The organism is Rhodococcus sp. NPDC003348 (assembly GCF_053589375.1).
Genome location: NZ_JBSFRT010000018.1, coordinates 62108 through 85990 on the forward strand (window position 1 = coordinate 62108; position 23883 = coordinate 85990).

Genomic DNA, 23883 nt, shown 5'->3' on the forward strand with positions numbered 1-23883 from the left:
ACGCCGCGCTACTTCGTGCGCAGGTCGTACTGGTTGGGATCGGTGACGACGACGTCCCCGTCGAAGGACTGCTTGTACATCATCGAGTTCGACACCCGCTGGAAGATCCCGAAGAACGGCTCGGTGTCGTTCGGCGTCCAGGCCGGGACGAGTCCGGCCATGTCGAGGTCCTTGGCGTTCATGAAGCCCTGCGACACGGTGTTCGCCGAGATGTTGTCGAGCCCCTTCGCCACCTCACCGAATGCGCGCACCGAGAGCCAGGAGAAGATCTCCGTGCCGTTCATCTCCGAACGCTCGAGGTCACTGTCGCCGGACTTCTCCATGTCGGCCAGGAACTCCTCGAGGCCGGGGAAGTCCTCGGTGCTCGACGACGGCGCAGGCACCGGGCTGGTGTAGACGGAGCTGGTGGCGAAGCTGCCGAGGTGCTGCAGGTCGGTCTGGGTGAATCCGGTGGCGGCCAGCGCGAAGCTGAGCTTCGAGCCGAGCTGGTTGAACGCCTCCGCGATCTGGTTCGACTCGGTCGCGGTCAGGGCCATGATGACGCCCTGCGCGTCGTTGCGCTCGGCGGCGGCGACGAACTGGGTGTAGTCGGTGGCGCCGGCGCCGACCGCGACCTCGTTGACGATCTCGGCGCCCCGCGACTTCACGTACGGACCGAGGAACTGGTTGAGCATCGCGGCAACCGGCAGGTCGGGGCGCATCACCGTCAGCTTCGTCTTGCCGTTGGCGACCAGGGTGTCGACGGTGCCGAACAGCGTGAGCAGCGAACCCGCGAACGGGGTGTACACGTTGAGGGCCGCGAACTCCGCGTAGTTCATCGGGTTGATGCCGATTCGCGGGATCCCCGCGCTCGCGAGCTTCTCCGAGGTCGCCTCCGGGGAGGCCGGCGTGAAGTCGGCGAGCGTGGCGACGACGCCCTCGGAGATCATCTTGTCGGCGCAGTCGAGTTCCTTGTTGGGGTCGCCGAGCGAATCACACTGGATCAGTTCGAGCGGACGGCCGTTGACGCCACCCCGCTCGTTGAACACCTCGACCGACGCGGTCAGGCCCTTGGCCTGGCTGGCCAGCGAGATGCCCGGCGCCTCGACGGGAATGATCTGGCCGACCTTGATCGGCTCACCGGTGGCGGCGGAGGCGCCGGACTCGGCGTCGCTGCTGCCACATCCGCTGAGCACCAGGCCGGCGGCGACGAGCGAGGCCACGGCAGGAACCAGGCGCTTCGAAACAGTGCGTGTCAAGACGGACCATCCTTAGGACGACGGACGTGGGCGCCCACCTGGTCTCGATCACCCCGGGGCAGGTGACTCACTCCCCGTGGGCCCCGGGAACCCCGGCACTACGCCCAGCAATTCGCAGCATCGTATGAAGCCCCGACCGGCCGCGGAGGCGAATCGGCGAAATCCGTGTTTCCGTGCCACGAAATTGCCACCCGTGCGGCATCACGGCCGCGGGGTCGACTCCACCGCCGACGACTCAACCGCTCGCTGCATGTCCACGAGGAATTTGCCGACGGTGTCCAGCTCCGCCTCGGTGTACGCGTCGACGGCGGCGGTGGCGTTCGCGATGCCCACGCCATCGATCTCCGATTTCGCCGCCACCGCGGAAGGGGCTGCCTTCTACCGTGCGTACGACCGCGTCCTCGACAGGTGGCCGGTCGACGTCACCACCCGCGACCTGGAATCGGAGCACGGCACCACCCGGGTCAATTCGTGCGGACCGCCCGACGCCCCACCGGTGCTCCTGCTGCCCGGCGGCGGGGCAACCGCCACGGTGTGGTTCGCGAACGTGCCCGCCCTCGCGGAGCGACACCGAGTCCATGCGGTCGATCTGATCGGAGACGCCGGCCGCAGCACTCCCAACGGAAACGGACCGCGAACGGTCGACGACCTCCTGTCCTGCTCGACACCGTCGCCGGGTCACTCGGCCTGGACGGTTTCGGGCTCGTCGGCCATTCGTACGGTGCGATGGTCGCGCTCGCGTATTCACTGCGACAGCCGGAACGGGTCACCCGACTCGCGCTGCTCGATCCCAACTCCTGCTTCGCAGGCATGCGCGCCCGGTACCTACTTCACGCACTGCCGATTCTCTTGTTCCCCAACGAGAAACGCGAACGTGATTTCATCCGGTGGGAGACGGAGGGGCGAACCCTCGACGAGGACTGGATCGACCTCCTCGCTCGAGGTGCCGCGCACTTTCCGAAGACGAGAACGGTGGTCCCCAGGCGACCGAAACCCGACGCGCTGGCCCGTTTGAAGGCCGACGCGACCGTGATCCTCGCAGCGGGGAGCAAGGTCCACGACAGTCGTGGGATCACGGCAACGCTCTCGACGTCGATGCCGGACGTGCGCGTGGCCGTGATCGAGGGGGCCACCCACCACACGCTGCCGCTGACACCAGCAGACGCCGTCAACGACGCGCTGCTGGCAGCACTCGACGGAACCGGCCGCGCCGACCGGACCTCACGCTGACGCCGATGGGCCCCGCACGCGGTTCGATCGGCGAGCGCCCCGCGCCCGAGGCGACTCCGAGCCCCGGCAACCCGCTCGTGGCACCCTTCCCGGTCAGCGCTTCTGCGCGGTGTACCAGTCGATCAGGTCCGGGGCGTCGACGGCGTTGCGGTCGACGATCCGGTCCGCGTCGGCGCCCTGCAGCAGCCGCTTGATCGGCACCTCGAGCTTCTTTCCGGTGCGGGTGTGCGGCACACCGGGTGCCACGATGATGTCGTCGGGGACGTGCCGCGGCGACACCTGCTCCCGGAGGGCGGACCTGATCCGCTCCTCGAGGGCGTCGTCGAGGTCCACTCCGTCCGCAAGCACGACGAACAGCGGCATCCAGTATCCGCCGTCGGCCTGCTCCACGCCGAGCACCAGAGCCTCCACAACCTCGGGCAGCTCCTCGATCACCTGATAGATGTCGGCACTGCCCATCCGAATACCGTTGCGGTTCAATGTCGAGTCGGATCGTCCATGGACGACGACGCTGCCGTGGTCGGTGATCGTGACCCAGTCACCGTGCCGCCACACGCCGGGATACACCGCGAAGTACGAGTCCCGGTAACGCGTCCCCTCCGGGTCGTTCCAGAAGAACACCGGCATCGACGGCATCGGGCGGGTCACCACCAACTCCCCCACCTCGCCGCGCACGGACCGCCCGTCGGAATCGAACGCGTCCAGCGCGACTCCCAGACACGGCACCGACAGCTCTCCGGGCCACACCGGGACCGTCCGCGCCCCGCCGGCGAACGCCGTCACCACGTCGGTGCCGCCGGTGATCGAGAACACCGGAACCTGCGAACCGACGTTCTCGGACAGCCACAGCGACGAGGAGGGTGGCAGCGAGGAGCCGGTGATCCCGACGGCCCGCAAGGCGCCCAGATCGTGATTCTCGCGCGGCACCACCCCGGCCTTCGCGCAGGCGAGCACGTACCCGGGGCTGGTGCCAAGCATCGTGGCCCGATGCCGGGACGTCAGCTCCCACAACGCGTCCGGCGCCGGGTACGACGGGCTGCCGTCGTAGCAGACGATCGTCGCGCCGACGAGCAGCGCGCCGACCTGGTAGTTCCACATCATCCAGCTCGGGCTGGTGTACCAGAACAGGGTGTCGGCAGGTCCGATGTCATTCTGCAGGGCAAGGGCTTTCAGGTGCTCGAGCATCACACCACCGTGCCCGTGCACGATGCCCTTCGGCAGACCGGTGGTGCCGCTGGAGAACACCACCCACAACGGATGGTCGAACGGGACGTCCACCGGGTCGAGGGGCGCATCACCGGCAGACGCCTCCGCCCAGCACATCACCGTGCCCGGCTCCGCGAGGCCGGTCGAGGGTTCCTCGGCGGGCACGTCGGGCAGATCGCCGAGATGTTCCACCCGCACCGTCAGGCGCAGGTTCGGCAACCCGGCCCGCAACCGCGCGACCTCGGCGTCCCGCCGATGGACCTTGCCCCCGAAGCGATACCCGTCGGCGGCGATCAGCACGGTCGGGTCTAGCTGACCGAGCCGGTTCAGTGCGGCGGGCGCGGAGTAGTCCTGCCCGCACGCCGCCCAGATCGCGCCGAGGCTCGCGGTCGCGAGGAACGCGATCACCGCCTCCGGAATGTTCGGCAGGTAGCCCACCACCCGGTCACCGGATCCGACGCCGTGCGCTTTCAACGTCGCGGCCAGCGCGCCGACCTGCCTGCGCAACTCCGCCCAGGACATCTCGACGTCGCCGGTGCCCTCACCGGAGTACCGGATCGCGGGACGGCGCCGGGTCTCGTGCCGCAACGCCTGACGGACGTAGTTCGAGCGGACATCGGGGAACCAACGGGCACCCGGCATCGACTCGTCCACCAGTGCCGCGCCGACGGGGGTCGACGACTGAACCTCGAAGTACTCCCACACCGCGAGCCAGAAGTCGTCCAGGTCGTCGACCGACCACTGCCACAGTGCCCGATAGTCGGGCAGGCTCACGCCGCAGCGGCCCTCCGCCCAGGACGCGAAATCGGTGATCCGCGCCCCCTCGACATCCTCGTCGGACGGAACCCACTGCGGCCCCTTCGACTGTGGCCCCGCCATCGTCAATCGACCTCCTGATCACCTGCCCTGCGCACGATCTGCTCCGCGTGCCGGAACACCGGGGCATCCACCATCTTGCCCTCGAAGGTGAACACTCCGCGCTCCTCGCCCGCAGCGGCGAGCAACCGCCGGGCCCAGTCGACGTCCTCGGCGGACGGCGCGTACGCCTCGCGCACGACCGTGACCTGGCTCGGGTGGATCGAGACCTTCGCATCGAAGCCGACCGCGACCGCGTCGTCCGCCTCCTCCCGCAGACCCGCCAGGTCCTTGATGTCGAGGTACACCGAGTCCAACGCGAGCCGCCCGTGCGCCTTCGCGGCGAGCAGCGATGCGGACCGCACGTGCCGGGCCACGTCCCGGTAGGTGCCGTCGGCACGGCGACTTCCGGTGCCGCCGAGCGAGGCGACGAGATCCTCGGCGCCCCACATCACCCCGACCGCGTTGGCGACCTGCGCGGACTCCGCGACGGTCAGCGCGCCGAGCGGCGACTCGATCAGTGCGATCACCTCCCGCGGCGCCAGGGAGCGCACCTGTTCTGCGGACTCGCACTTGGGCAACATCACCCGCGGATAGCCGGTTTCGAGCAACGCCTCCAGGTCGAGCCGCTGGTCCTCGGTGCCGTGCGCGTTGATGCGAACCACGGTGCGCTGCGGGTCGAGCGGGGTGTCGATCAGTGCGCGGCGGGCCGCCGGACGGTCCGCGGCCGCGACTCCGTCCTCGAGGTCGAGGATCACGACGTCCGCGGTGGCCGCGGCCTTGGCGAATCGTTCCGGCCGGTCCGCCGGGCAGAACAGCCACGAGGGTCCTGGAGGAGTCCAGGGTGCATCCGTCCCGGCCACGTCACTCACCGTCCGTTCGGGAATCATCGATTGGACGCTTCCGCACCATCGTCTTGCGGACGGCGGTCGCGACCACGTCACCGTGCTGGTTGCGCGCGGTGTGCGCGAAGGTGACGATGCCCTCGCCGGGCCGGCTCTTCGACTCCCGCTTCTCGACGATGACCGTCTCCGCGTACATCGTGTCGCCGTGGAACAGCGGCTTCGGGAACGCGATCTCGGAGAATCCGAGGTTTCCGACGATCGTGCCCTGCGTCAGCTGTGCCACCGACAGCCCCACCAGAGTGGACAGCGTGAACATCGAATTCACCAGCCGGGCGTTGAAGGGCGGCAACGCATCCGAGAACGCTGCGTCCAGGTGCAGTGCCTGCGTGTTCATCGTCAGCGTCGTGAACAGGACGTTGTCGGCCTCGGTGACCGTGCGACCGGGACGGTGCTCGTAGACGACACCGGTCTCGAACTCCTCGAACCACAGGCCGCGCTGCACGACCCTGCGCGGCTCGACCCCGGCACTCACTGAACCCTCGCTCACAGAACCTTCGCTCACAGACCCGCCTCCCGCGCGATCAGCATCAACTGCACCTCGGTCGTGCCCTCACCGATCTCGAGGATCTTCGAGTCCCGGTAGTGCCGTGCGACGGCGTACTCGTTCATGAAGCCGTAGCCACCGAAGATCTGCGTGGCGTCACGGGCATTGTCCATCGCCGCCTCGCTGGCGACCAGCTTGGCGATCGACGCCTGCTTCTTGAACGGCTTGCCCGCCAGCATCAGCGCGGCGGCGTCGTAGTAGGCGGTGCGGGCGGTGTGTGCCCGCGCCTCCATCCGCGCGATCTTGAACGCGATCGCCTGGTTGGACCCGATCGTGCGCCCGAACGCCTCGCGTTCCTTGGCGTACTTGACCGACTCGTCGACGCAGCCCTGCGCGGCACCGACGGACAGCGCCGCGATCGCGATCCGACCCTCGTCCAGGATCCGCAGGAAGTTCGCGTACCCGCGGCCCCGCTCGCCGAGCAGGTTCTCCCGCGGCACCCGCACGTCCTGGAAGGTCAGCGGATGGGTGTCGGAGGCGTTCCAGCCGACCTTGTTGTAGGCGGGCTCCGCGGTGAACCCGGGGGTCGAGGCAGGTACCAGGATCGTGGAGATCTCCTTCTTCCCGTTCGCCGCGGTCCCGGTCACCGCGGTGACGGTGACCAGCTTGGTGATGTCGGTGCCGGAGTTCGTGATGAACTGCTTGTTGCCGTTGATCACCCAGTCCTCGCCGTCCTCACGGGCGGTGGTCCGGGTGCCGCCGGCGTCACTGCCGGCTCCCGGCTCGGTCAGGCCGAAGGCGGCGAGGGACTTTCCGCTCGTCAGCTGCGGCAGCCACTCCTGCTTCTGGGCGTCGTTGCCGAACCGGTACACCGGCATCGCGCCGAGGGAGACACCCGCCTCGAGGGTGATGGCCACGGACTGGTCGACCTTGCCGAGCTCCTCGAGCGCGAGGCACAGGGCGAAATAGTCGCCGCCCTGACCGCCGTACTCCTCGGGGAACGGCAGGCCGAACAGGCCGAGGTCGGCCATCCCGTCGATCACCTCGTACGGGAAGGTGTGGTTGGCGTCGTGCTCGGCAGCGACCGGCGCGACCACCGTCTGCGCGAAGTCTCGGACGGTCTTGGCCAGCTGCTCGTACTCGTCGGGCAGCGACCCGGTGGAAAGGTAGTCGGTCATGCCTGGTCACCCTTTTCGATCTTGTCGTCAGTGCTGTCGGGAATCACGCGTGCAAGCAGTTGGTCGACCTTGACCTGGTCACCGGCGGCGGCGAAGACCTCGACGGTGCCGTCGATCGGGGCGGTCAGCGCGTGCTCCATCTTCATCGCCTCCACCACCACGATCGTGGTGCCCGCGGTGACCGTGGCACCGGACTCGACGCCGACGGCGATCACCGCGCCCGGCATCGGGCTGGTCAGCTCCGCCTCCCCGGCGTGCGCGTCGCCGGTGCGGACGTTGACCTCCGCGACCTCCCGGACCACCGCGATCCCCGACGGGGACGCCAGCCACAGGTGCCCGTCCTGCTCGGCGACCCGGTAGGTCTCGCTGCGCCCGTCCAGCACGACCCGCAGCCGGTCGCCATCCAACGAGGCTGTCAGGGAACGGGATTCGCCATCCTCCAGCTGCGCCGTCGCGGAGTCGGGCCGTCCGGTGATGCGCACGTGTTCGGCGCGGGTCGCGGTGGCGAGCCGGATGCCGGTCGGGGCCGGGCCACCGACCCGCCAGCCGGTCGGGATGTCCCACGGGTCCGCCGAACCGGACGGCCAGCGAGCCAGCCACCGGTACACCCCGGCGGCGACGATCTGGTCGTCACCCGGTTCGGGGGCGACGAAGTGCTCGAGCCGACGGTCCAGCAGCCCGGTGTCCAGATTCCCCGCCACCACGTCGGGGTCGGCGAGCAGGAACCGCGCGAAGTCGATGTTGGTGACCACACCGAGCACCGCCGTCTCGGCGAGCGCCCGGTCCAGGCCACGCAACGCCGCCGCCCGATCCGCGGCGTGCACGATCACCTTCGACAGCATCGGGTCGTAGTCACTGCCGACGACGGTGCCGACCCGCAACCCCGAATCCACCCTGACCCCAACGCCCGTCGGTTCGGCGAGGTCGACGACTGTGCCACCGGTCGGCAGAAAGCCGCGCGCCGGATCCTCCGCGTAGACCCGCGCCTCGATCGCATGACCGGTGAGGGTGATGTCGTCCTGGCTCAGGGTCAGCTTCTCCCCCGCCGCCACCCGCACCTGCCACTCGACCAGGTCCAGGCCCGTCACCATCTCGGTGACCGGGTGCTCGACCTGCAGCCGGGTGTTCATCTCCATGAAGAAGAACTCGTCGGGCCGATCCGCGGAGACGATGAACTCCACCGTCCCGGCGCCCGCGTAGTCCACGCTGCGGGCGGTGTTGCAGGCCGCCTCACCGATCCGCGCGCGGGTCGCCTCGTCCAGCAGCGGCGACGGCGCCTCCTCGATCACCTTCTGGTGCCGACGCTGCAGGCTGCACTCACGCTCCCCCAGATGGATCACGTTGCCGTGCGTGTCGGCGAGGATCTGCACCTCGATGTGCCGGGGCCGCAACACGAACCGCTCGATGAACAGAGTGTCGTCACCGAACGCCGACGCAGCCTCCCGACGGGCACTCGCCAACGCCGCAGGCAGCGCCGCCGGATCCTCGACCATCCGCATGCCCTTGCCGCCGCCGCCCGCGGACGGCTTGACCAGCACCGGGTAACCGACCTCGTCGGCGGCGGCGATCAGTTCGGCGTCGGTCAGGCCCGGCTTCGCGATGCCCGGCACCACCGGCACGTCGAACGCGGCGACCGCGTTCTTCGCGGTGATCTTGTCGCCCATCACCTCGATGGCGCGCGCCGACGGGCCCAGGAACGCGATCCCCGCCGCCTCCAACGCGGCCGCGAAGGCCGCGTTCTCGGAAAGGAACCCGTACCCGGGATGCACGGCCTGCGCACCCGTGCGGCGGGCGGCCTCGACCACCCTGTCGATGTCGAGATAGCTCTCCCGCGCCGCGGCGGGGCCGAGACGCACCGCGGTGTCCGCCTCGTGGACGTGCCGGGCGTCCACGTCCGCGTCGCTGTAGACGGCGACGGACCGGATCCCCATCGCGCGCAGGGTGCGGATCACGCGGACTGCGATCTCACCCCGGTTCGCGACCAGCACGGTCCCGAACAATCCGGTGGTGTCGGAAGGTGTTGAGGTAGTCATCATCTCGCTCACAGTCATGTCACTCACATCCGGAAGACGCCGTAGGACACCGGCTCGATCGGCGCGTTCGCGCACACCGACAGGGCCAGTCCCAGAACATCTCTGGTGTCGGCCGGGTCGATGATGCCGTCGTCCCACAGCCGGGCGGTCGAGTAGTACGGGTTGCCCTGGGCCTCGTACTGGGCGCGGATCTCGTCGGGGTCGCTGCCCGAGCCGACGGTGCCGAGCACCGACGCGGCCTGCTCGCCGCCCATCACGGAGATCCGGGCGTTGGGCCACATCCACAGGAACCGCGGCGAGTACGCGCGCCCGCACATCGAGTAGTTGCCCGCACCGTAGGAGCCGCCGATGACGACGGTCAGCTTCGGCACCCGTGCACAAGCGACCGCGGTGACCATCTTGGCACCGTGCTTGGCGATGCCGCCTGCCTCGTAGTCGCGGCCGACCATGAACCCGGCGATGTTCTGCAGGAACAGCAGCGGGACCGACCGCTTGTCGCACAGTTCGATGAAGTGCGCGCCCTTCATCGCCGACTCGGCGAACAGCACACCGTTGTTGGCGACGATCCCGACCGGGTGCCCGTGGATCCGCGCGAAACCGGTGACCAGGGTCTTGCCGTACTCCGCCTTGAACTCCTGGAACTCCCCGCCGTCGACGACCCGGGTGATGACCTCGTGCACGTCGTACGGGGTGCGCGGGTCGGTCGGGACCACGTCGTAGAGCTCGGTCTGATCGGCGACCGCGTCGACGGTCTCGACCACGTCCCACGGCCGCGGACTGCGCGGGCCCAGGGTGGAGACGATGTTCCGCACGATCCGCAGCGCGTCCTGATCGTCCGCGGCGAGATGGTCGGTGACACCGGAGACCTTCGAGTGCAGGTCACCGCCGCCGAGCTCCTCCGCCGTGACGACCTCACCGGTCGCGGCCTTCACCAGCGGCGGGCCGCCGAGGAAGATGGTGCCCTGGTTGCGGACGATGACGGCCTCGTCGCTCATCGCCGGCACGTACGCGCCACCGGCGGTGCACGAGCCCATCACCGACGCGATCTGCGCGATCCCCTTCGCGCTCATCGTCGCCTGGTTGAAGAAGATCCGGCCGAAGTGCTCGCGGTCCGGGAACACCTCGTCCTGCCGCGGCAGGAACGCGCCACCGGAGTCGACGAGGTAGATGCACGGCAGGTTGTTCTGCAGCGCGATCTCCTGCGCCCGCAGGTGCTTCTTCACCGTCATCGGGTAGTAGGTGCCGCCCTTGACCGTGGCGTCGTTTGCGACGATCACGCACTCGCGGCCGGAGACCCGGCCGATCCCGGCGATCATGCCCGCGCCGGGGCACTCGTCGCCGTAGAGGCCGTTCGCCGCCAACGGCGAGAACTCCAGGAACGGGCTGCCCGCGTCCAGCAGCGTGTTCACCCGGTCGCGCGGGAGCAGCTTGCCGCGGTCGACGTGCCGCTGCCGCGACTTCTCACTGCCGCCGAGGGCCGCGGTCGCGAGCCGCTCGCGCAGCTCCTTCACCAACCGCTCGTGATCGTCCCTGTTGCCTGCTCGGTCGAAGCCCATCTCGCCGCCTGTCCGGTCCGTGCCACTCGTGGCTCCGGCACCAACGTTGCCGTCGACACCATTTCGGTTAACTATCAATAACCGAATTTAAGATAACTGTGCTTAACTGAGTTGTCCAGACCCCCATCCGGAGAGGAGAACCCGCGTGTCGGACCCGAACACCGCGGAAGCTCCGGCACCCACCCGTCGCAGCCAGGCCAAGGCCGACCGGCGCCGTCAGCTGTTGCAGGCCGCCTCCCGGTTGATCGCCGAGCGCGGATACGCCGGGGTGCGCCTCGAGGACCTCGGCTCCGCGGTGGGCATCAGCGGCCCCGCCGTCTACCGGCACTTCTCCAACAAGGAGGCGTTGCTGGTCGAACTGCTGGTGGATATCAGTGCGCGCCTGTTCGACGGCGGCACCGACGTGGTCGAATCCGCGCGGGACGCGCACTCCGCGCTCGCCGGTCTGATCGAGTTCCATCTGGACTTCGCACTCGGCGAGTCCGACCTGATCCGGGTCCAGGACCGCGATCTCGGGTCGCTGCCCGAGGCCGCGCGCCGGCAGGTGCGCCAGTTCCAGCGCCGGTACGTCGAGCTGTGGGTGCAGGTGCTGCGGGAAACGGACCCGGCATTGTCGGAGACCGAGGCCCGAACCAAGGCGCACGCAACCTTCGGCCTGATCAACTCGACACCGCACAGCGCGGCGCGGACCACCCCCACGCACACCCGCGACGTGCTGCGGCGAATGACCGTCGCGGCACTGGCGCCGGGAGTGTGACGCGAGGCGGTGGCCGTCGGCCGCTCGCCGCGCCTGCACACCGTCCACGGTAGGCCCACCGGCCCCGTTGCGAGGTCCGCCCCGACCCGAATCCGGTTCGCGGATATCGTCGCGCCCATGACCGTCGCGAAGTCCGTCGCCCTGTTCGCCGTCGCCGCCGTGTTCGAGATCGGCGGCGCGTGGCTGGTGTGGCAGGGTGTGCGCGAGCACCGCGGCTGGCTGTGGGCCGGGCTCGGGGTGATCGCGCTCGGCGTCTACGGTTTCGTCGCCACGCTGCAGCCGGACGCGAACTTCGGACGCATCCTGGCCGCGTACGGCGGAGTCTTCGTCGCCGGCTCGCTGGCGTGGGCGATGGCCTTCGACGGCTTCCGCCCCGACCGGTGGGACGTGATCGGGGCGTTGATCTGCCTGGCCGGGGTCGGCGTCATCATGTATCCGCCGCGGTGAGGCCGCGGCCTGATTCCGAGCGGGTTCAGGCCGAGCGGGACCGGTTCGCGAAGGCCACCGCGAGCGCCAGCGCCGTCACGACGGCGACCCACAACCCCGCCAGCCCGATGCCACGGTGGGCGGCGGTCCCGGCGACCACGCCCGCCAGCAGTCCGCCCCACAGACCCGCGTACCGGGACCACTCCCAGCGCGGACCACCCGTCACGGCGGCGGCGATGCTGCGCCCCAGTTTCACCAGCGTCCCGGTCATGTAGGTCAGGCTGATCGACGCCCCGTCGCCGCGGTCGAACACCGTGTTCTCGGCACCCATCGCCAGTGCCAGTGCCGCGATGACAACCTGCTCCGGACCGAAGCCGGACACCACTGCCGCGATCGAGACCAGGACGGCCACCACGATCATGACCACCGAGCCGCGCCGGGTCCCGGCCCGTTCACCGACGAGCGCGCCGAGGACGACTCCGAGCACGAACAGGCCGATGACCCCTGCACCGACGAGCGCCGGGTGCCAGTTTCCGTCGACGACGGCGACACCCATCCTGGTGGTGTTACCGCTCATGAACGAGACGAAGAATCCGCCGAGCGTGATGAACCCCATCGCGTCGACGTAGCCGGCAAGGGCGGCGAGAACCACCGCGATCGCGTAGGTTCTGCGACCGGCGTCCACCACCACAGCGCATGTCCTCCGATGATTGTCCGTGCGCACCCCTGAGGGGATCCTCGCACGCGTGGGATCCCCCCGCGCGGTCCGGCGCGGGGGGATCTCGGTGATCATGCACCCGGACGACGCCGAGCGGGCGTCACCCGAGGACTACGCGTGTCTGGCGTGACCGGAGTGGTCCATACCCCGCGAGATCGCCTGGTACCCGAGAGCGAGCACGGCTGCGGCCGCGATGCTGATGACCCAGCGGATCCAGTCGATCCCACTGGTGTCACCCTTGCCGAGCAGGCCGTTCCACACCCAGTACCCGATGAGTGCGCCCGCGATGCCGAGCACCACGGTGATCACCCACCCCATCTCCTGCTTGCCGGGCAGGACGAGGCGGGCGAGTACCCCGATGACGGCACCGAAGATGATGGTGCCAACGATGTTCCAGAACATTGCGGATCTCCTCTCGGACACCGAACCGCACGAGAAGTCTGTAACCCTTCGATGGTGGCACAGTGCGGCACCGAGAGGAACCCCCGCGACGGCACGGACTACTGCGAGTGCACGATCACGCCTCGAATGTTCTTGCCGTCTCGCAGGTCCTGGTAGCCCTGGTTGACGTCTTCGAGGCGGTACTGCGTGGTGACCAACTCGTCGAGTTTCAGCTGGCCCGCATCGTAGAGACGCAGCAGCTTGACGATGTCGTACTGCGGGTTCATCGACCCGAACAGCGACCCCTTGATGGTCTTCTGGTTCAGGGTCAGGTCGCAGCCCGAGACGTGCACGGTCAGCTTCGTTGGGTCGGCGAGTCCAGTGATGACGACGGTGCCGCCCTTGCCGATCACGGCGGTCGCGGCGGAGACGACCTCTTCGTCGACGGTGCCGACCAGGATGAGGGCCGCATCCGCGCCCTGTCCCCAGGTCAGCTCCGCCACCTTCTCGGCCGCGCTCGCCGCATCGGGGAAGGCGTGTGTGGCACCGAATTTCAGCGCGGTCTCCCGCTTGAGCGGAACCGGGTCCACCGCCACGACGTACTTGCAGCCCGCGCTCACCGCACCCTGGATCGCGTTGATGCCGAGCCCTCCGACGCCGTAGACGACGGCGGTGTCCCCGGCACGCAGATTACCCGCGTTGACGGCGGTGCCCCACCCGGACGGCACGCCACACCCGACGAGAACCGCGGTCTCGAGCGGCAGCCAGTCGTCCACCTTGACGACCGAGTGCTGGGAGATGGTGGCCCGCTCGGCGAAGGTGCCGAGCATGCACATCGCACCGAAATCCGTTCCCTTGGAGTGAAACCGGAACGTGCCGTCCGGCATCGACCCCTCGAGGATGGTGGCGCCCATGTCGCACAGGTTCTGCCGACCCGTCGAGCAGTAGCGACAGGTGCCGCAGTTCGGGATGAAACTGCACACGACGTGATCGCCCGGCTTGACCTTGGTGACGCCCGGGCCGACCTCCTCGATGATCCCGGAGCCCTCGTGCCCGCCGACGATCGGGTACCTCGGCGGCAGGTCCCCGTCCGTCAGGTGCAGGTCCGAGTGACACAGGCCCGCGGCGGTGTACTTGATCAGTACCTCGCCCGGACCGGGTCCGTCGAGTTCGAGTTCCATGATCTCGAACGGCTTACCGGCCTCGAGCAGGACTGCAGCTGTGGTCTTCATGTGTTTCTCCTTCTTCGAACGAACCGGTCGGGGGTTGGAGGGTCGGGTCGTACTGTCACAGCGCGACGTTGACGGACTTGGTGATGGTGTAGGCGTCGAGGCCGGCGGCACCCAGCTCGCGACCCCAGCCGGACTGCTTGTAGCCGCCGAACGGCATCGCGGTGTCGAAGCCGTTGTACTGGTTGATCCACACCGACCCGGCCTTGATCTGCCGGGCGGTGCGGTGCGCCTTGGAGATGTCCTTGGTCCAGATTCCCGCGGCCAGGCCGTAGATCGAGTCGTTGGCCGCGGCGGCGACGCCGGTCTCCGCGTTGAACGGCAGCGCCGCGACGACGGGACCGAAGATCTCCTCGCGCACGATCGAGAACTCGGGCTTGACGTCCACGAACACGGTCGGTTCGACGAAGTAGCCGGTCTCGCCCCAGCGCTTGCCGCCCGTCAGCGCCCGCGCGCCGTCCGCGAGCCCGGCGGCGAGGTAGCCGGTGACCTTGTCGAACTGTTCCTGCGACACCAGCGGCCCGAGCTGGGTGGCGGGATCGAGGCCGGGGCCGATCTTCACCTGACTGGCGGCGCTTGCGACGGCCTGCGTGAACTCGTCGAAGATCTTGTCCTCCACGAAGAGTCGAGTCCCCGCGACACAGCACTGCCCGTGATTGAACAGCCAGGCGTTCAGCGACCCCTCCACGGCGGCGTCGAAGTCCGCGTCCGCGAACACGATGTTCGGGCTCTTGCCGCCGAGTTCGAGGGTGACCTTCTTCAGGTTGCCCTTCGCCGCGTCGACGATCTTCTTGCCCACCTCGGTCGATCCGGTGAACGCGATCTTGTCGACACTCTCGTGGGCCGAGAGCGCGGCGCCGGCGTCGCCGAAGCCGCTGACGATGTTGACCACGCCGGGCGGGAATCCGGCTTCCTGGAACACCTCTCCGAGCAGCAGTGCGGTGAGGGGTGTCTGCTCGGCAGGCTTGAGGATGACGGTGTTGCCGGCGGCGAGGGCGGGAGCCAGCTTCCACGCCGCCATCAGCAGCGGGAAGTTCCACGGCACGATCAGCCCGCACACGCCGACCGGTTCGCGCAGCGTGTAGGCGTGGAACTGGGCATCCGGGGCGAACGGCATCGACACGTTGACGGTGCTGCCCTCGATCTTGGTGGCCCAGCCCGCGTAGTAGCGGAACACGTCCGCGGCCCAGGCCACGTCGACGGCGGACGCGATGCCCGCGGACTTGCCGTTGTCGAGGGCCTCCAACTGTCCGAACTCCTCGGCTCGCTCACTGAGGATGTCCCCGACACGCCAGATCAGCCGTTCCCGCTGATTCGGCTTCATCGACGCCCACGACCCCTCGTCGAACGCCCGCCGTGCGGCCCGCACCGCCCGGTCGACGTCCTCGGCCTGGCCGTGCGCGACCTCGGTGAGCACGTTGCCGGTGGCCGGGTCGTACGTCGGGAAGGTGCGACCGGAGGCCGCCTCCACCCACTCGCCCCCGATCAAGAGCTTCTTCGGGCCTCCGGCCAGGAAACCCTGGACCCGGGCGGCCAGCGGGAAGTCGGCGATCGCTGTCATCGGAACTCCTTCGAACTGACGATGTGACGTACGCCATAGTTCTCGAAGTTCCGGGCTGCCAACTGTCCAAGGTTCGGACACCTGTGCAGCTGCGCCGGCCGTGAGTGACCGGGGAAATCAACTCACGGACGCGAAGCGCTCACGTCGAGTGCGCGCATGCGGGTGTACAGGGTGCTGCGACTGATCCCCAGCTGCGCGGCCGCGTGCACCTTGTTTCCGGAGCAGTCCGCGAGCGCGTCGACGATCGCCTGACGCTCGGCCCGCTCACGGCCACCGAGCCTGCTCACCCGATCGGAGGTCCGATACCGCGGTGGCAGGTCGTCGACCGTGATCGCGGCGCGGGGGGCGGCCGCCACCTGCGCCATCACCACTCTCAGCTCGGCGAGGTTCCCTGGCCACCGGGCCGCCGCCACGGCCTCGCGCGCCGAGCCGGTGAGGCGGGTTCCCGGCGCGCACTCGTCGAGCATCGCCTGCGCGAGGTCGGCCACCTCGTCGCGACGCTCGCGCAGCGGGGGCAGCGTCACCCGCTCGGGACACCGCGCCATCAGTGACGCGACCGGCCGGGGCAGGTCGACCTCGGGGCAAGCGGTGAGCACGATGCGCGGTTCCTCGCCGGCGAGCGCCGCGGCCAGCAGTGGTAGCACCGCCTCCGGCAGCAACTGCGCCTCCTCAACGACGACGACGCCACGTCCGACCAGACACGGAGCGAGATCGCCGATCCAGGAATCGAGACCACGCAGCACGATGTCCGACGCATCGAACCACCGCGCCGGATCGTCACCAGCGACATCCCGGGCGGCGACGGTGCGCCCCGACCCGGGTTCACCGAGCACCGCCACGGATCCGGACACGGTCCGAAGCCGCTCGAGTTCACGCCGGACCCGCTGCCCCGGTTCGACTCTCGCGCTCCCCCTCGGCACCGGGGTTGCCTGACGGTCGACGGGCTGCACGAGAAACAACGCCCCGCCGTCCGCACCCGCGACCCGGTCGGCCCGCACGGTGACCGCCTCCCCGGACGCGAGTTCGAGGTGCACGGTTCTGGACTGGTCGGGTTTCAGATCCGCGGCCAGTCCGCGCAGCACCGCGTGATCGGTGCCATCGAGCATCTCCTGGGCCGCGCGGTTGGACAGCAGGAGATCCTCCCCGATCGCGGCGACGGCGGTCTGCCGCTGGGGTGAGACCCGGTGGAACGCATCGACGAGTCGCTGCTCGGATGCGCGTGCCCCGGCCAGCAGCCGTCCCTCGATGTCGGCGGCGGCTCGCTGGAGGAACGGCGCGAACAGCGAGTTCACCTGCGGACCGATGCAGGTCATGTCGAGGATGCCTTCGACTCGGCGGGTCACCGGGTGGATGATCGGGTGCCCGTAGCAGCTCAGGTCCTTGAACTGCTCGAGGTAGTGCTCGGCACCGTTGACCACGACGCCGCGGCGCACCTCCAGCGGGGTCCCGAGCGCGTTGGTCCCCGCCCGGTCCTCCCCGAAACGTGATCCGACGACGACGCCGAGGCGTTCCATCCGCCGTTCCACCGCCGGGTTGTCGAACACCCGGGCCACGATGCGGCAATCCGGGTCGGCCAGCAGCAGACACAGTTCGGTGCCCGCGATCTGCAGGCCGACCTCGTCGAGCACCGGCCGGGCCGCGCGAAGCAGCCGGCTGGTGAAGTCCAGGTCGTCGGTCGGGGTGCCCTCGAACGCACGGCCCGGGTCGACCCCGCTGAGCGCGGATCGCTTCCAGGACAGCGCGATCTCGGGCCGGACCGTCAGTGCACCGTCCGCTGTCATGGGTCCGCTGCCCTAGCCCCGGCCGATCAGCTCGAGCGACTTCTCGCGCATCTCGATCTTGCGGACCTTGCCGGTGACCGTCATCGGGAACTCGTCGACGACGTGGACGTAGCGGGGGATCTTGTAGTGGGCGAGTTTGCCGGCGCAGTAGTCGCGCAGCGCATCGGCGTCGAGCGGTGCGGCGCCCTCGCGCATCCGCACCCACACCATCAATTCCTCGCCGTACCTGTCGTCGGGCACACCAATCACCTGCGCGTCGAGAATGTCGGGGTGGGTGTAGAGGAACTCCTCGATCTCGCGCGGGTAGATGTTCTCGCCGCCGCGGATCACCATGTCCTTGATACGTCCGGTGATCGCGACGTACCCGTCCGCGTCCATCACCCCGATGTCGCCGGTGTGCATCCACCTCGCCGCATCGATGGCCTCGGCGGTCTTCTCCGGGTTGTTCCAGTAGCCGAGCATCACCGAGTAGCCGCGAGTGCACAACTCCCCCGGCTCACCGCGCGGCACAGTCAATCCCGTTGCCGGATCGACGATCTTGACCTCCAGGTGCGGGCCGACCCGGCCGACGGTGGACACGCGCTGGTCGATGGTGTCGTCGGAGCGGGTCTGCAGCGAGACCGGCGAGGTCTCGGTCATGCCGTAGCAGATGGAGACCTCGCTCATGCCCATCTGTTCGATGACCTGCTTCATCACCTCGACCGGGCAGGGCGATCCCGCCATGATGCCGGTCCGCAGGCTCGACAGGTCGTAGCTCGCGAAGTCCGGGTCGGCGAGCTCGGCGATGAACATCGTCGGCACCCCGTACAGGGACGTGCAGCGCTCTGCCTGCACGGCAGCGAGGGTGGCCTTCGGGTCGAACGCCGGCGCCGGGATGATCATGGCGGCACCGTGGCTGGTGCAGGCGAGGTTCCCCATGACCATGCCGAAGCAGTGATAGAACGGCACCGGGATACACACGCGGTCGAGCTCGGTGTAGTGGCACAACTCGCCGACGAAGTAGCCGTTGTTGAGAATGTTGTGGTGACTGAGCGTGGCACCCTTCGGGAATCCCGTTGTGCCCGAGGTGTACTGGATGTTGATCGGATCGTCCGCGGACAGCGCGGCCTGGGCCTGCGCCACCGCGGTCGGGTCGGCGGTGTGCGCGGCGCGCCCGTCGGCGACGAGCCGATGCCACGCGTCACTGCCGAGCAGGATCACCGAGTCCAGGTCCGGACAGTTCGGCCGTACCAGCTCGATCATCGCGGCGTAGTCGGAGGTCTTGAAACTCGCCGCGGAGATCAGCATCGCGATGCCGGCCTGCTCGAGCACGTACTGCAGCTCGTGTGACCGGTAGGCGGGGTTGATGTTGACCAGGATGGCGCCGATCTTCGCGGTCGCGTACTGCACGATCGTCCATTCCGGGCAGTTCGGGGACCAGATGCCGACCCGGTCCCCCTTGCGCACTCCGCGCCCCAGGAGTCCGGCAGCGAGGGCGTCGACCTCGGCGCCGAACTCGGCATACGTCCAGCGCCTGCCACCGGCGTGGTCGACGAGGGCGTCACGGTCGCCGTACGCGGCCACCGTCCGGTCCAGGTTGCCGCCGATGGTGTCCCCCAGCATCGGGGCGTCCCACACACCCGACCCGTAGCTGGGCAGTGCACTCGGCGCGGCGGGCGCGGTCCCGGTCATCGTCAGTCCTCCCTCGCACCCGGCGGCCGGATGCCTCTGAAATCGAAGCTACTCACACAATTGTGACCCACGACATACTCCTGCGGGCGAGGTGCCGGTAACTGTCCGGGAACCGAACACCCCGCCCGTCCGAGCTAGAGCGACAGGTCTTTCGTCTCGACCAGGGCCCGGGTGCAGAAGAAGCTGAGCACTGCGAGCGCGGCCAGCATCACGCCGATGGCGATGCCCCCGAAGGAGGACGCGAGTGGCGCCGCGATCAGCGGCGGGATCGCGCCGCCGAGCACGCCGGCGAGGTTGTATCCGAGCCCGGCACCGGTGTACCGGTAGCGGGTGTGGAACATCTCCGGCAGCAGTGCGCCGCAGGGGCCGTACGCGACGCCGAAGATCGTCAGCGTGCCGAACATGCCGATCGCGAACGCGGCCGGCGAACCGGTGTCGAGGAGCGGGAACAGTGCCAGCGCCCAGACCAGTGCCGCGACGCAGGACGCCATGATCACCTTGCGGCGACCGATCCGGTCCGAGTACAGCGCGGAGACGATGATCGCGGCCCCGAACACGAACGCCGAAGCGATGCCGACGGAGAGCACGAAGGGTCGCGAGAAGCCGAGCGTCTTGGTGCCGTAGCTGGTCAGGAACGCGGTGCCCATGTAGAAGAACGCGAACAGGGTGGCCAGGGCTCCGGCGGAGAGCATGATCTCCTTGCTCTGGTGACGCCAGGCGTCCGCGAAGGGCAGCCGCCGCACCTCCTGCGGCGCAGCCTGATTCGCCCGGAAGACGGGCGTCTCCTCGATCGCCAGGCGCATGTAGAGGCCGATCGCCACGAGCACGATGGAGAACAGGAACGGCACCCGCCAGCCCCAGGCGAGGAAGGTGTCGTTGGTGTCGCCGAGGATCGAACCGGTGACCAGGAAGGTTCCCGAGGAGAGGATGAAGGCGATGGCCGGACCGAGCTGCGGGAACATCGCGTAGAGGCCGCGTTTGCCGGGGGGTGCGTATTCGGCGGTGAGCAGAGTCGCGCCGGCCCATTCGCCGCCGACCGCGAAGCCCTGCGCGAACCGCAGCAGCACCAGGATCAGGGGGGCCGCGACGCCGATCGTGTCGGCGCTGGGCAGCAGGCCGATGAGCAGCGTCGAGATGCCCATCAGGAGCAGGGTGGAGACCAGGGTCTTCTTCCGCCCGATCCGGTCACCGTAGTGCCCGAAGAGCATCGCCCCGACCGGGCGGGCGATGAACGCGACCGCGAACGTGGCGAACGAGGCCACAGTGCCCGCGGTGGAACCGAGGGCGGGGAAGAACACGGTCGGGAAGACCAGCGCGGCGGCCGTCCCGTAGATGAAGAAGTCGTAGAACTCGATGGTGGTGCCGATGCAACTGGCGACGGCCACTCGGCGCACGCTCGTCCGAGTCGCGGGCGCTGCCGCGGTCTCCGACGCTGGCGACACTGTCGTCATGGGTCCCTCTTCTCAGAGCAGATGGGGCCCGGCGTGCTCGCCGGGACTGCGAGAAAAGGTAGTGACGCGGCTCACGTCCGAACCACCCCCGAAAGGGGGTGAGGTGACCTGAGTCACCCCACCCCGGGTCGGCACGTCAGGGAATGAAGGCGGCGAGGGGCTCGGCCGCCGACTGGTCGTGACCCCAGTAGGCGTCGGCGGTGATCTCCTCCGACGTGTAGTGCCGCTCGTCGACGAGCATGCCCTCGGTACCGAACTCGAGATCCCACCCGCCGGGGGCGCGGACGTAGAACGAGATCATCTTGTCGTTGGTGTGCCGGCCCAACGTCGACGAGATCGAGAAGTCGTTGCGGTTGACCCGGTCCAGCGCCTGGCCGACCGCGTCGAGGGTGTCGACCTCGGTCATCAGGTGGACGAGGCCCGGCTCCTCGTTCGGCGGAGCGGGGCACAGCGCGAGGCTGTGGTGGCGCTCGTTGATGCCGAGGAAGCGCACCCGGGACAGGCCTTCGTCGTCGAGCCGGATCGAGCCGCGCGGCAGGAAGCCGAGGACCTGGGTGTAGAACTCGTACGTCTCGTCGAAGTTCGCCGCCGGCAGCACCACGTGACCGAGACCGAGCCCGCCGGTTACCCAGCGTCCGGCGAAGGGCGTCACCACGGGGGTGTGGTCGAGAACCGGGCCGTGGAACACCTCGAGGCGGGTGCCCGCCGGGTCGGCGAACGCGATCGCCTGCTCGGCGTCGAGGTACGTGCTGTCCTTCCGCGACAACACCTCGACGGTCCGTCCGGACTTCTCGACGCCCTCACGCACCCGCTCGAGCGCGAACTCGTCACGCACCTCCCAGCCGACGGCCAGGGCCCTGTCGGAATCACCGGGAAGCACCGCGATGCGGGCGCGACGTTCGTCGACGCGGGCGTAGAAGCCGTCGGGCTCGGGGCCGGAACCTTCGGCCATGCCGAGACCGTCCAGGAGCAGCTCACGCCAGCGCGGCACGTCCCGTGTCTGGATGCGGAGGTAGCCGAGACCTCTCAGTTCTGTCATGTCAGTCGTCCTCGAATGGTGAAGGGGGTCAGATCATTCCGCGGTGCGCGCGGTCAGATCATGGCGCGGTACGCGCCCTGCGGGTCGCCACCGAGCTGGGTGAGGGCCGCGGAGTGGTAGATCATGCCGGGCACGTGAATGGCGTGGGTGAGACCGACGTGCGCGTCGCGCCAGAACCGCTGCATCGGCGTCTTCAGGTGCACCGCGCCACCGCCGGCACGGGCGAAGACCTCGTCCATGGCCCGCACCGCTCGCCACGCGGAGGAGATCTGGGTGCGGCGGCCGATCGCCCGCTCCTCGAAGCCGATCTCCTCGCCGCGATCGGTCTTGTCCCAGAAGCGGTCGACCTTCTCCAGCAACGTGATTCGCGCGGCGGAGATCTCCGATGCGGCCTCGCTGATCGCGAAGAGGACGTACGGGTCCTCCTTGATGGGGACACCGGTGACCTGGACGCGTTCCTTCTGCGCGGCGATGTAGCAGGCCAGCGCGCCCTCGGTCATGCCGATCAGCGACGAGGTGATGCCCAGCGGGAAGATGTACGAGAACGGGAACTTGTACAGCGTCTCGTCGCGACCGGCGTGCTTGGCACCGTTGCCGCTGAGGACGATGTCGGCATCGATCGTGCGATGGGACGGGAGGAACGCATCCTTGACGATCAGGTCCTTCGAGCCGGTCCCGCGCAGGCCGATCACATTCCAGCTGTCCTGGTCGATCTCGTAGTCGCTGCGCGGGAGCAGCACGTGCAGGACCTGGTCGGTGCGGTTGCCGTCCTTGTCGCCGACCGCGGCACCGATCATGACCCACCCGCAGTGGTCGGTGCCGGACGAGAACGACCATCGGCCGGTGAGAATGTAGCCGCCGTCCACGGGGACCGCGACGCCCATCGGCGCGTACGGCGAGGCCATCCACATGTCGTGGTCGGCGCCCCAGACCTCGTCCTGCGCCTTCGGGTCGAAGAAGGCGAGCTCCCACGGGTGGACACCGACGATCCCGGAGACCCATCCGGTGGCACCGTCGATTGCGCCGATCGCCATCGCGGTCTCCGCGAACTCGCGCGGGTGCGCCTCGAACCCGCCGTACTCCTTCGGCTGCAGCATCCGGATCACGCCGGATTCCCGCAGCGTCTTGGCCGTGGTGTCCGGCAGGCGCATCAGCCTGTCCCCTTCGGGGGCCTGCGCACGAATCTCGTCCGCGTGCGCCATGATCCGGTCGAGCACCTGTCCCATTGCATCCTCACATTCGATGTAATTCAAACCGCGGTGGCCGGACGGTGTCCCCCACCGAAGACCGGAACGGCCGGCACCACGAAGATCCGGGGCGGCCCGGTGGCCCCGCGAGGGCCCGGTCCGTCACCGGGATCACATTTCGCCCTGTCCGCGAACCGTAGTCAGCGCCGCTGCGAGCCGACAGCGGTGTTCCGATGAACGGAACGGTCTCGGTTCGCACTGGGAGAAGCCACGAAAGCGCGCGAGCCCGAACCGAATCCGCATTCGGCTGGACGGAAACCCGGCGGCGGACCCGAACGCCCTCGGCTAGGAAGGGCGACGGCTTTCCCGGTTCCGCACCCCGCGCCCGGGCCCATCGAAAGGACCGCGATGACCATCAACGAAAACGTCGACAGGGTGGACGCCGACAACACGGAGCGGCGCCTGCGGACGCTCGAGGAACGGGTCCGTCTCCTCCAGGACCATCTCGACATCACCACGCTCATCTACTCGTACGGCCCGGCCGTCGACACCCGCGCCGAGCGGGTCGTGGCGGAGATCTGGACCGAGGACGGGGTGTACGACGTCGACACCGGGCGCCTCGAGGGTCGCGCGGAGATCGCGGCAATGGTGTCCTCGGAGATGCACGTGGGGTTCGTCGACGGCGGATGCGGGCACGTCGCAGGCCCCGCCCACGTCACCGTCACCGGCGACACCGCGGTGGCCACGCTCTACACGCAACTGGTCACCAAACACCCCAACGACGAGAGCTTCCGGGTCACCCGGCTGAGCGCGAACCGGTGGGAACTGGCCCGGACCGCCCACGGCTGGCGGGTGACGACGCGGACGAACCGTCTGCTGGACGGCGGCGGCGAGGGCCGTGCCGTACTCGCCGCCGGGGTCACGAAGGCGCGCGACCCGCAGCGGGCGGGCCGGCCCAACCCGGCAACGTGACGGCCGTCACGACCGCTGCTATAGT

General features: G+C 68.9%; 21 protein-coding genes. 4 read left to right on the plus strand and 17 right to left on the minus strand.

Annotation, left to right across the window (positions count from 1 at the left end; all coding sequences use genetic code 11):
- Window positions 1-8: 8 nt before the first annotated feature.
- Together ACWDU4_RS14050 and ACWDU4_RS14055 are read right to left on the minus strand one after the other, a co-directional pair.
- Complete coding sequence (locus ACWDU4_RS14050; protein WP_450114520.1) at window positions 9-1238, minus strand: ABC transporter substrate-binding protein; 1230 nt, start codon at window positions 1236-1238, stop codon at window positions 9-11.
- Between the two features lie 201 nt (window positions 1239-1439).
- Window positions 1440-1571, minus strand: coding sequence for a hypothetical protein (locus ACWDU4_RS14055; protein WP_450114521.1), 132 nt, complete (start codon window positions 1569-1571; stop codon window positions 1440-1442).
- Between the two features lie 393 nt (window positions 1572-1964).
- On the opposite strand from ACWDU4_RS14055, the gene ACWDU4_RS14060 reads away from it, so the two are divergent.
- On the plus strand, window positions 1965-2468 hold the full coding sequence (locus ACWDU4_RS14060; RefSeq protein WP_450114522.1) for an alpha/beta fold hydrolase: 504 nt from the start codon (window positions 1965-1967) through the stop codon (window positions 2466-2468).
- Between the two features lie 93 nt (window positions 2469-2561).
- Here ACWDU4_RS14060 and ACWDU4_RS14065 read toward each other — a convergent pair whose 3' ends face one another.
- The 6 genes from ACWDU4_RS14065 to ACWDU4_RS14090 are packed head-to-tail and all read right to left on the minus strand — an operon-like array spanning window position 2562 to window position 10685.
- Window positions 2562-4553 carry an acetoacetate--CoA ligase gene (locus ACWDU4_RS14065; RefSeq protein ID WP_450114523.1) on the minus strand — a complete coding sequence of 664 codons (1992 nt, stop codon included), beginning with the start codon at window positions 4551-4553 and terminating at the stop codon, window positions 2562-2564.
- 2 nt (window positions 4554-4555) lie between these two features.
- Window positions 4556-5419 carry an HpcH/HpaI aldolase/citrate lyase family protein gene (locus ACWDU4_RS14070; protein WP_450114524.1) on the minus strand — a complete coding sequence of 288 codons (864 nt, stop codon included), beginning with the start codon at window positions 5417-5419 and terminating at the stop codon, window positions 4556-4558.
- The gene (locus tag ACWDU4_RS14075; RefSeq protein ID WP_450114525.1) at window positions 5394-5921 is read right to left on the minus strand and encodes a MaoC family dehydratase; all 528 of its coding nucleotides are present in this window, start codon (window positions 5919-5921) and stop codon (window positions 5394-5396) included. The genes ACWDU4_RS14070 and ACWDU4_RS14075 overlap by 26 nt, the downstream gene beginning before the upstream one ends.
- 11 nt (window positions 5922-5932) lie before the next feature.
- On the minus strand, window positions 5933-7096 hold the full coding sequence (locus ACWDU4_RS14080) for an acyl-CoA dehydrogenase family protein (protein ID WP_450114526.1): 1164 nt from the start codon (window positions 7094-7096) through the stop codon (window positions 5933-5935).
- Window positions 7093-9147 carry an acetyl/propionyl/methylcrotonyl-CoA carboxylase subunit alpha gene (locus tag ACWDU4_RS14085; RefSeq protein WP_450114527.1) on the minus strand — a complete coding sequence of 685 codons (2055 nt, stop codon included), beginning with the start codon at window positions 9145-9147 and terminating at the stop codon, window positions 7093-7095. Before ACWDU4_RS14085 ends, ACWDU4_RS14080 begins: the two co-directional genes overlap by 4 nt.
- Before the next feature lie 5 nt (window positions 9148-9152).
- On the minus strand, window positions 9153-10685 hold the full coding sequence (locus ACWDU4_RS14090) for a carboxyl transferase domain-containing protein (RefSeq protein ID WP_450114528.1): 1533 nt from the start codon (window positions 10683-10685) through the stop codon (window positions 9153-9155).
- Window positions 10686-10830: 145 nt separating this feature from the next.
- Between ACWDU4_RS14090 and ACWDU4_RS14095 the strand changes: the two genes are divergently transcribed.
- Together ACWDU4_RS14095 and ACWDU4_RS14100 are read left to right on the plus strand one after the other, a co-directional pair.
- The gene (locus ACWDU4_RS14095; protein ID WP_450114529.1) at window positions 10831-11442 is read left to right on the plus strand and encodes an SACE_7040 family transcriptional regulator; all 612 of its coding nucleotides are present in this window, start codon (window positions 10831-10833) and stop codon (window positions 11440-11442) included.
- Between the two features lie 117 nt (window positions 11443-11559).
- A complete protein-coding gene (locus ACWDU4_RS14100; protein ID WP_450114530.1) occupies window positions 11560-11889 on the plus strand; it encodes a YnfA family protein in 330 nt (109 codons plus the stop codon).
- 25 nt (window positions 11890-11914) lie between these two features.
- Here the strand turns inward: ACWDU4_RS14100 and ACWDU4_RS14105 are convergent, their stop codons facing one another.
- From ACWDU4_RS14105 to ACWDU4_RS14145, 9 genes are all read right to left on the minus strand, one after another.
- On the minus strand, window positions 11915-12556 hold the full coding sequence (locus ACWDU4_RS14105; protein WP_450114567.1) for a YoaK family protein: 642 nt from the start codon (window positions 12554-12556) through the stop codon (window positions 11915-11917).
- A 141-nt stretch (window positions 12557-12697) separates the two neighbouring features.
- Window positions 12698-12988: a GlsB/YeaQ/YmgE family stress response membrane protein gene (locus tag ACWDU4_RS14110; RefSeq protein WP_450114531.1), complete on the minus strand. Its 291-nt coding sequence runs from the start codon at window positions 12986-12988 to the stop codon at window positions 12698-12700.
- A 98-nt stretch (window positions 12989-13086) separates the two neighbouring features.
- Complete coding sequence (locus tag ACWDU4_RS14115) at window positions 13087-14199, minus strand: NDMA-dependent alcohol dehydrogenase (RefSeq protein WP_450114532.1); 1113 nt, start codon at window positions 14197-14199, stop codon at window positions 13087-13089.
- Between the two features lie 55 nt (window positions 14200-14254).
- Window positions 14255-15757, minus strand: a complete 1503-nt coding sequence (locus ACWDU4_RS14120) for an aldehyde dehydrogenase family protein (RefSeq protein WP_450114533.1) — start codon at window positions 15755-15757, stop codon at window positions 14255-14257.
- 122 nt (window positions 15758-15879) lie between these two features.
- Window positions 15880-17538 (minus strand): sigma-54-dependent Fis family transcriptional regulator, encoded by a 1659-nt coding sequence (locus ACWDU4_RS14125; protein ID WP_450114534.1) that lies wholly within the window; start codon window positions 17536-17538, stop codon window positions 15880-15882.
- A gap of 12 nt (window positions 17539-17550) precedes the next feature.
- Complete coding sequence (locus ACWDU4_RS14130) at window positions 17551-19140, minus strand: AMP-binding protein (RefSeq protein WP_450114568.1); 1590 nt, start codon at window positions 19138-19140, stop codon at window positions 17551-17553.
- Window positions 19141-19343: 203 nt separating this feature from the next.
- The gene (locus tag ACWDU4_RS14135) at window positions 19344-20660 is read right to left on the minus strand and encodes an MFS transporter (protein ID WP_450114535.1); all 1317 of its coding nucleotides are present in this window, start codon (window positions 20658-20660) and stop codon (window positions 19344-19346) included.
- A gap of 136 nt (window positions 20661-20796) precedes the next feature.
- The gene (gene bphC, locus ACWDU4_RS14140) at window positions 20797-21699 is read right to left on the minus strand and encodes a biphenyl-2,3-diol 1,2-dioxygenase (RefSeq protein WP_450114536.1); all 903 of its coding nucleotides are present in this window, start codon (window positions 21697-21699) and stop codon (window positions 20797-20799) included.
- A 53-nt stretch (window positions 21700-21752) separates the two neighbouring features.
- Complete coding sequence (locus tag ACWDU4_RS14145) at window positions 21753-22925, minus strand: hydroxylase (RefSeq protein WP_450114537.1); 1173 nt, start codon at window positions 22923-22925, stop codon at window positions 21753-21755.
- Between the two features lie 369 nt (window positions 22926-23294).
- Between ACWDU4_RS14145 and ACWDU4_RS14150 the strand changes: the two genes are divergently transcribed.
- On the plus strand, window positions 23295-23858 hold the full coding sequence (locus tag ACWDU4_RS14150; RefSeq protein WP_450114538.1) for a nuclear transport factor 2 family protein: 564 nt from the start codon (window positions 23295-23297) through the stop codon (window positions 23856-23858).
- Window positions 23859-23883 lie beyond the last annotated feature (25 nt).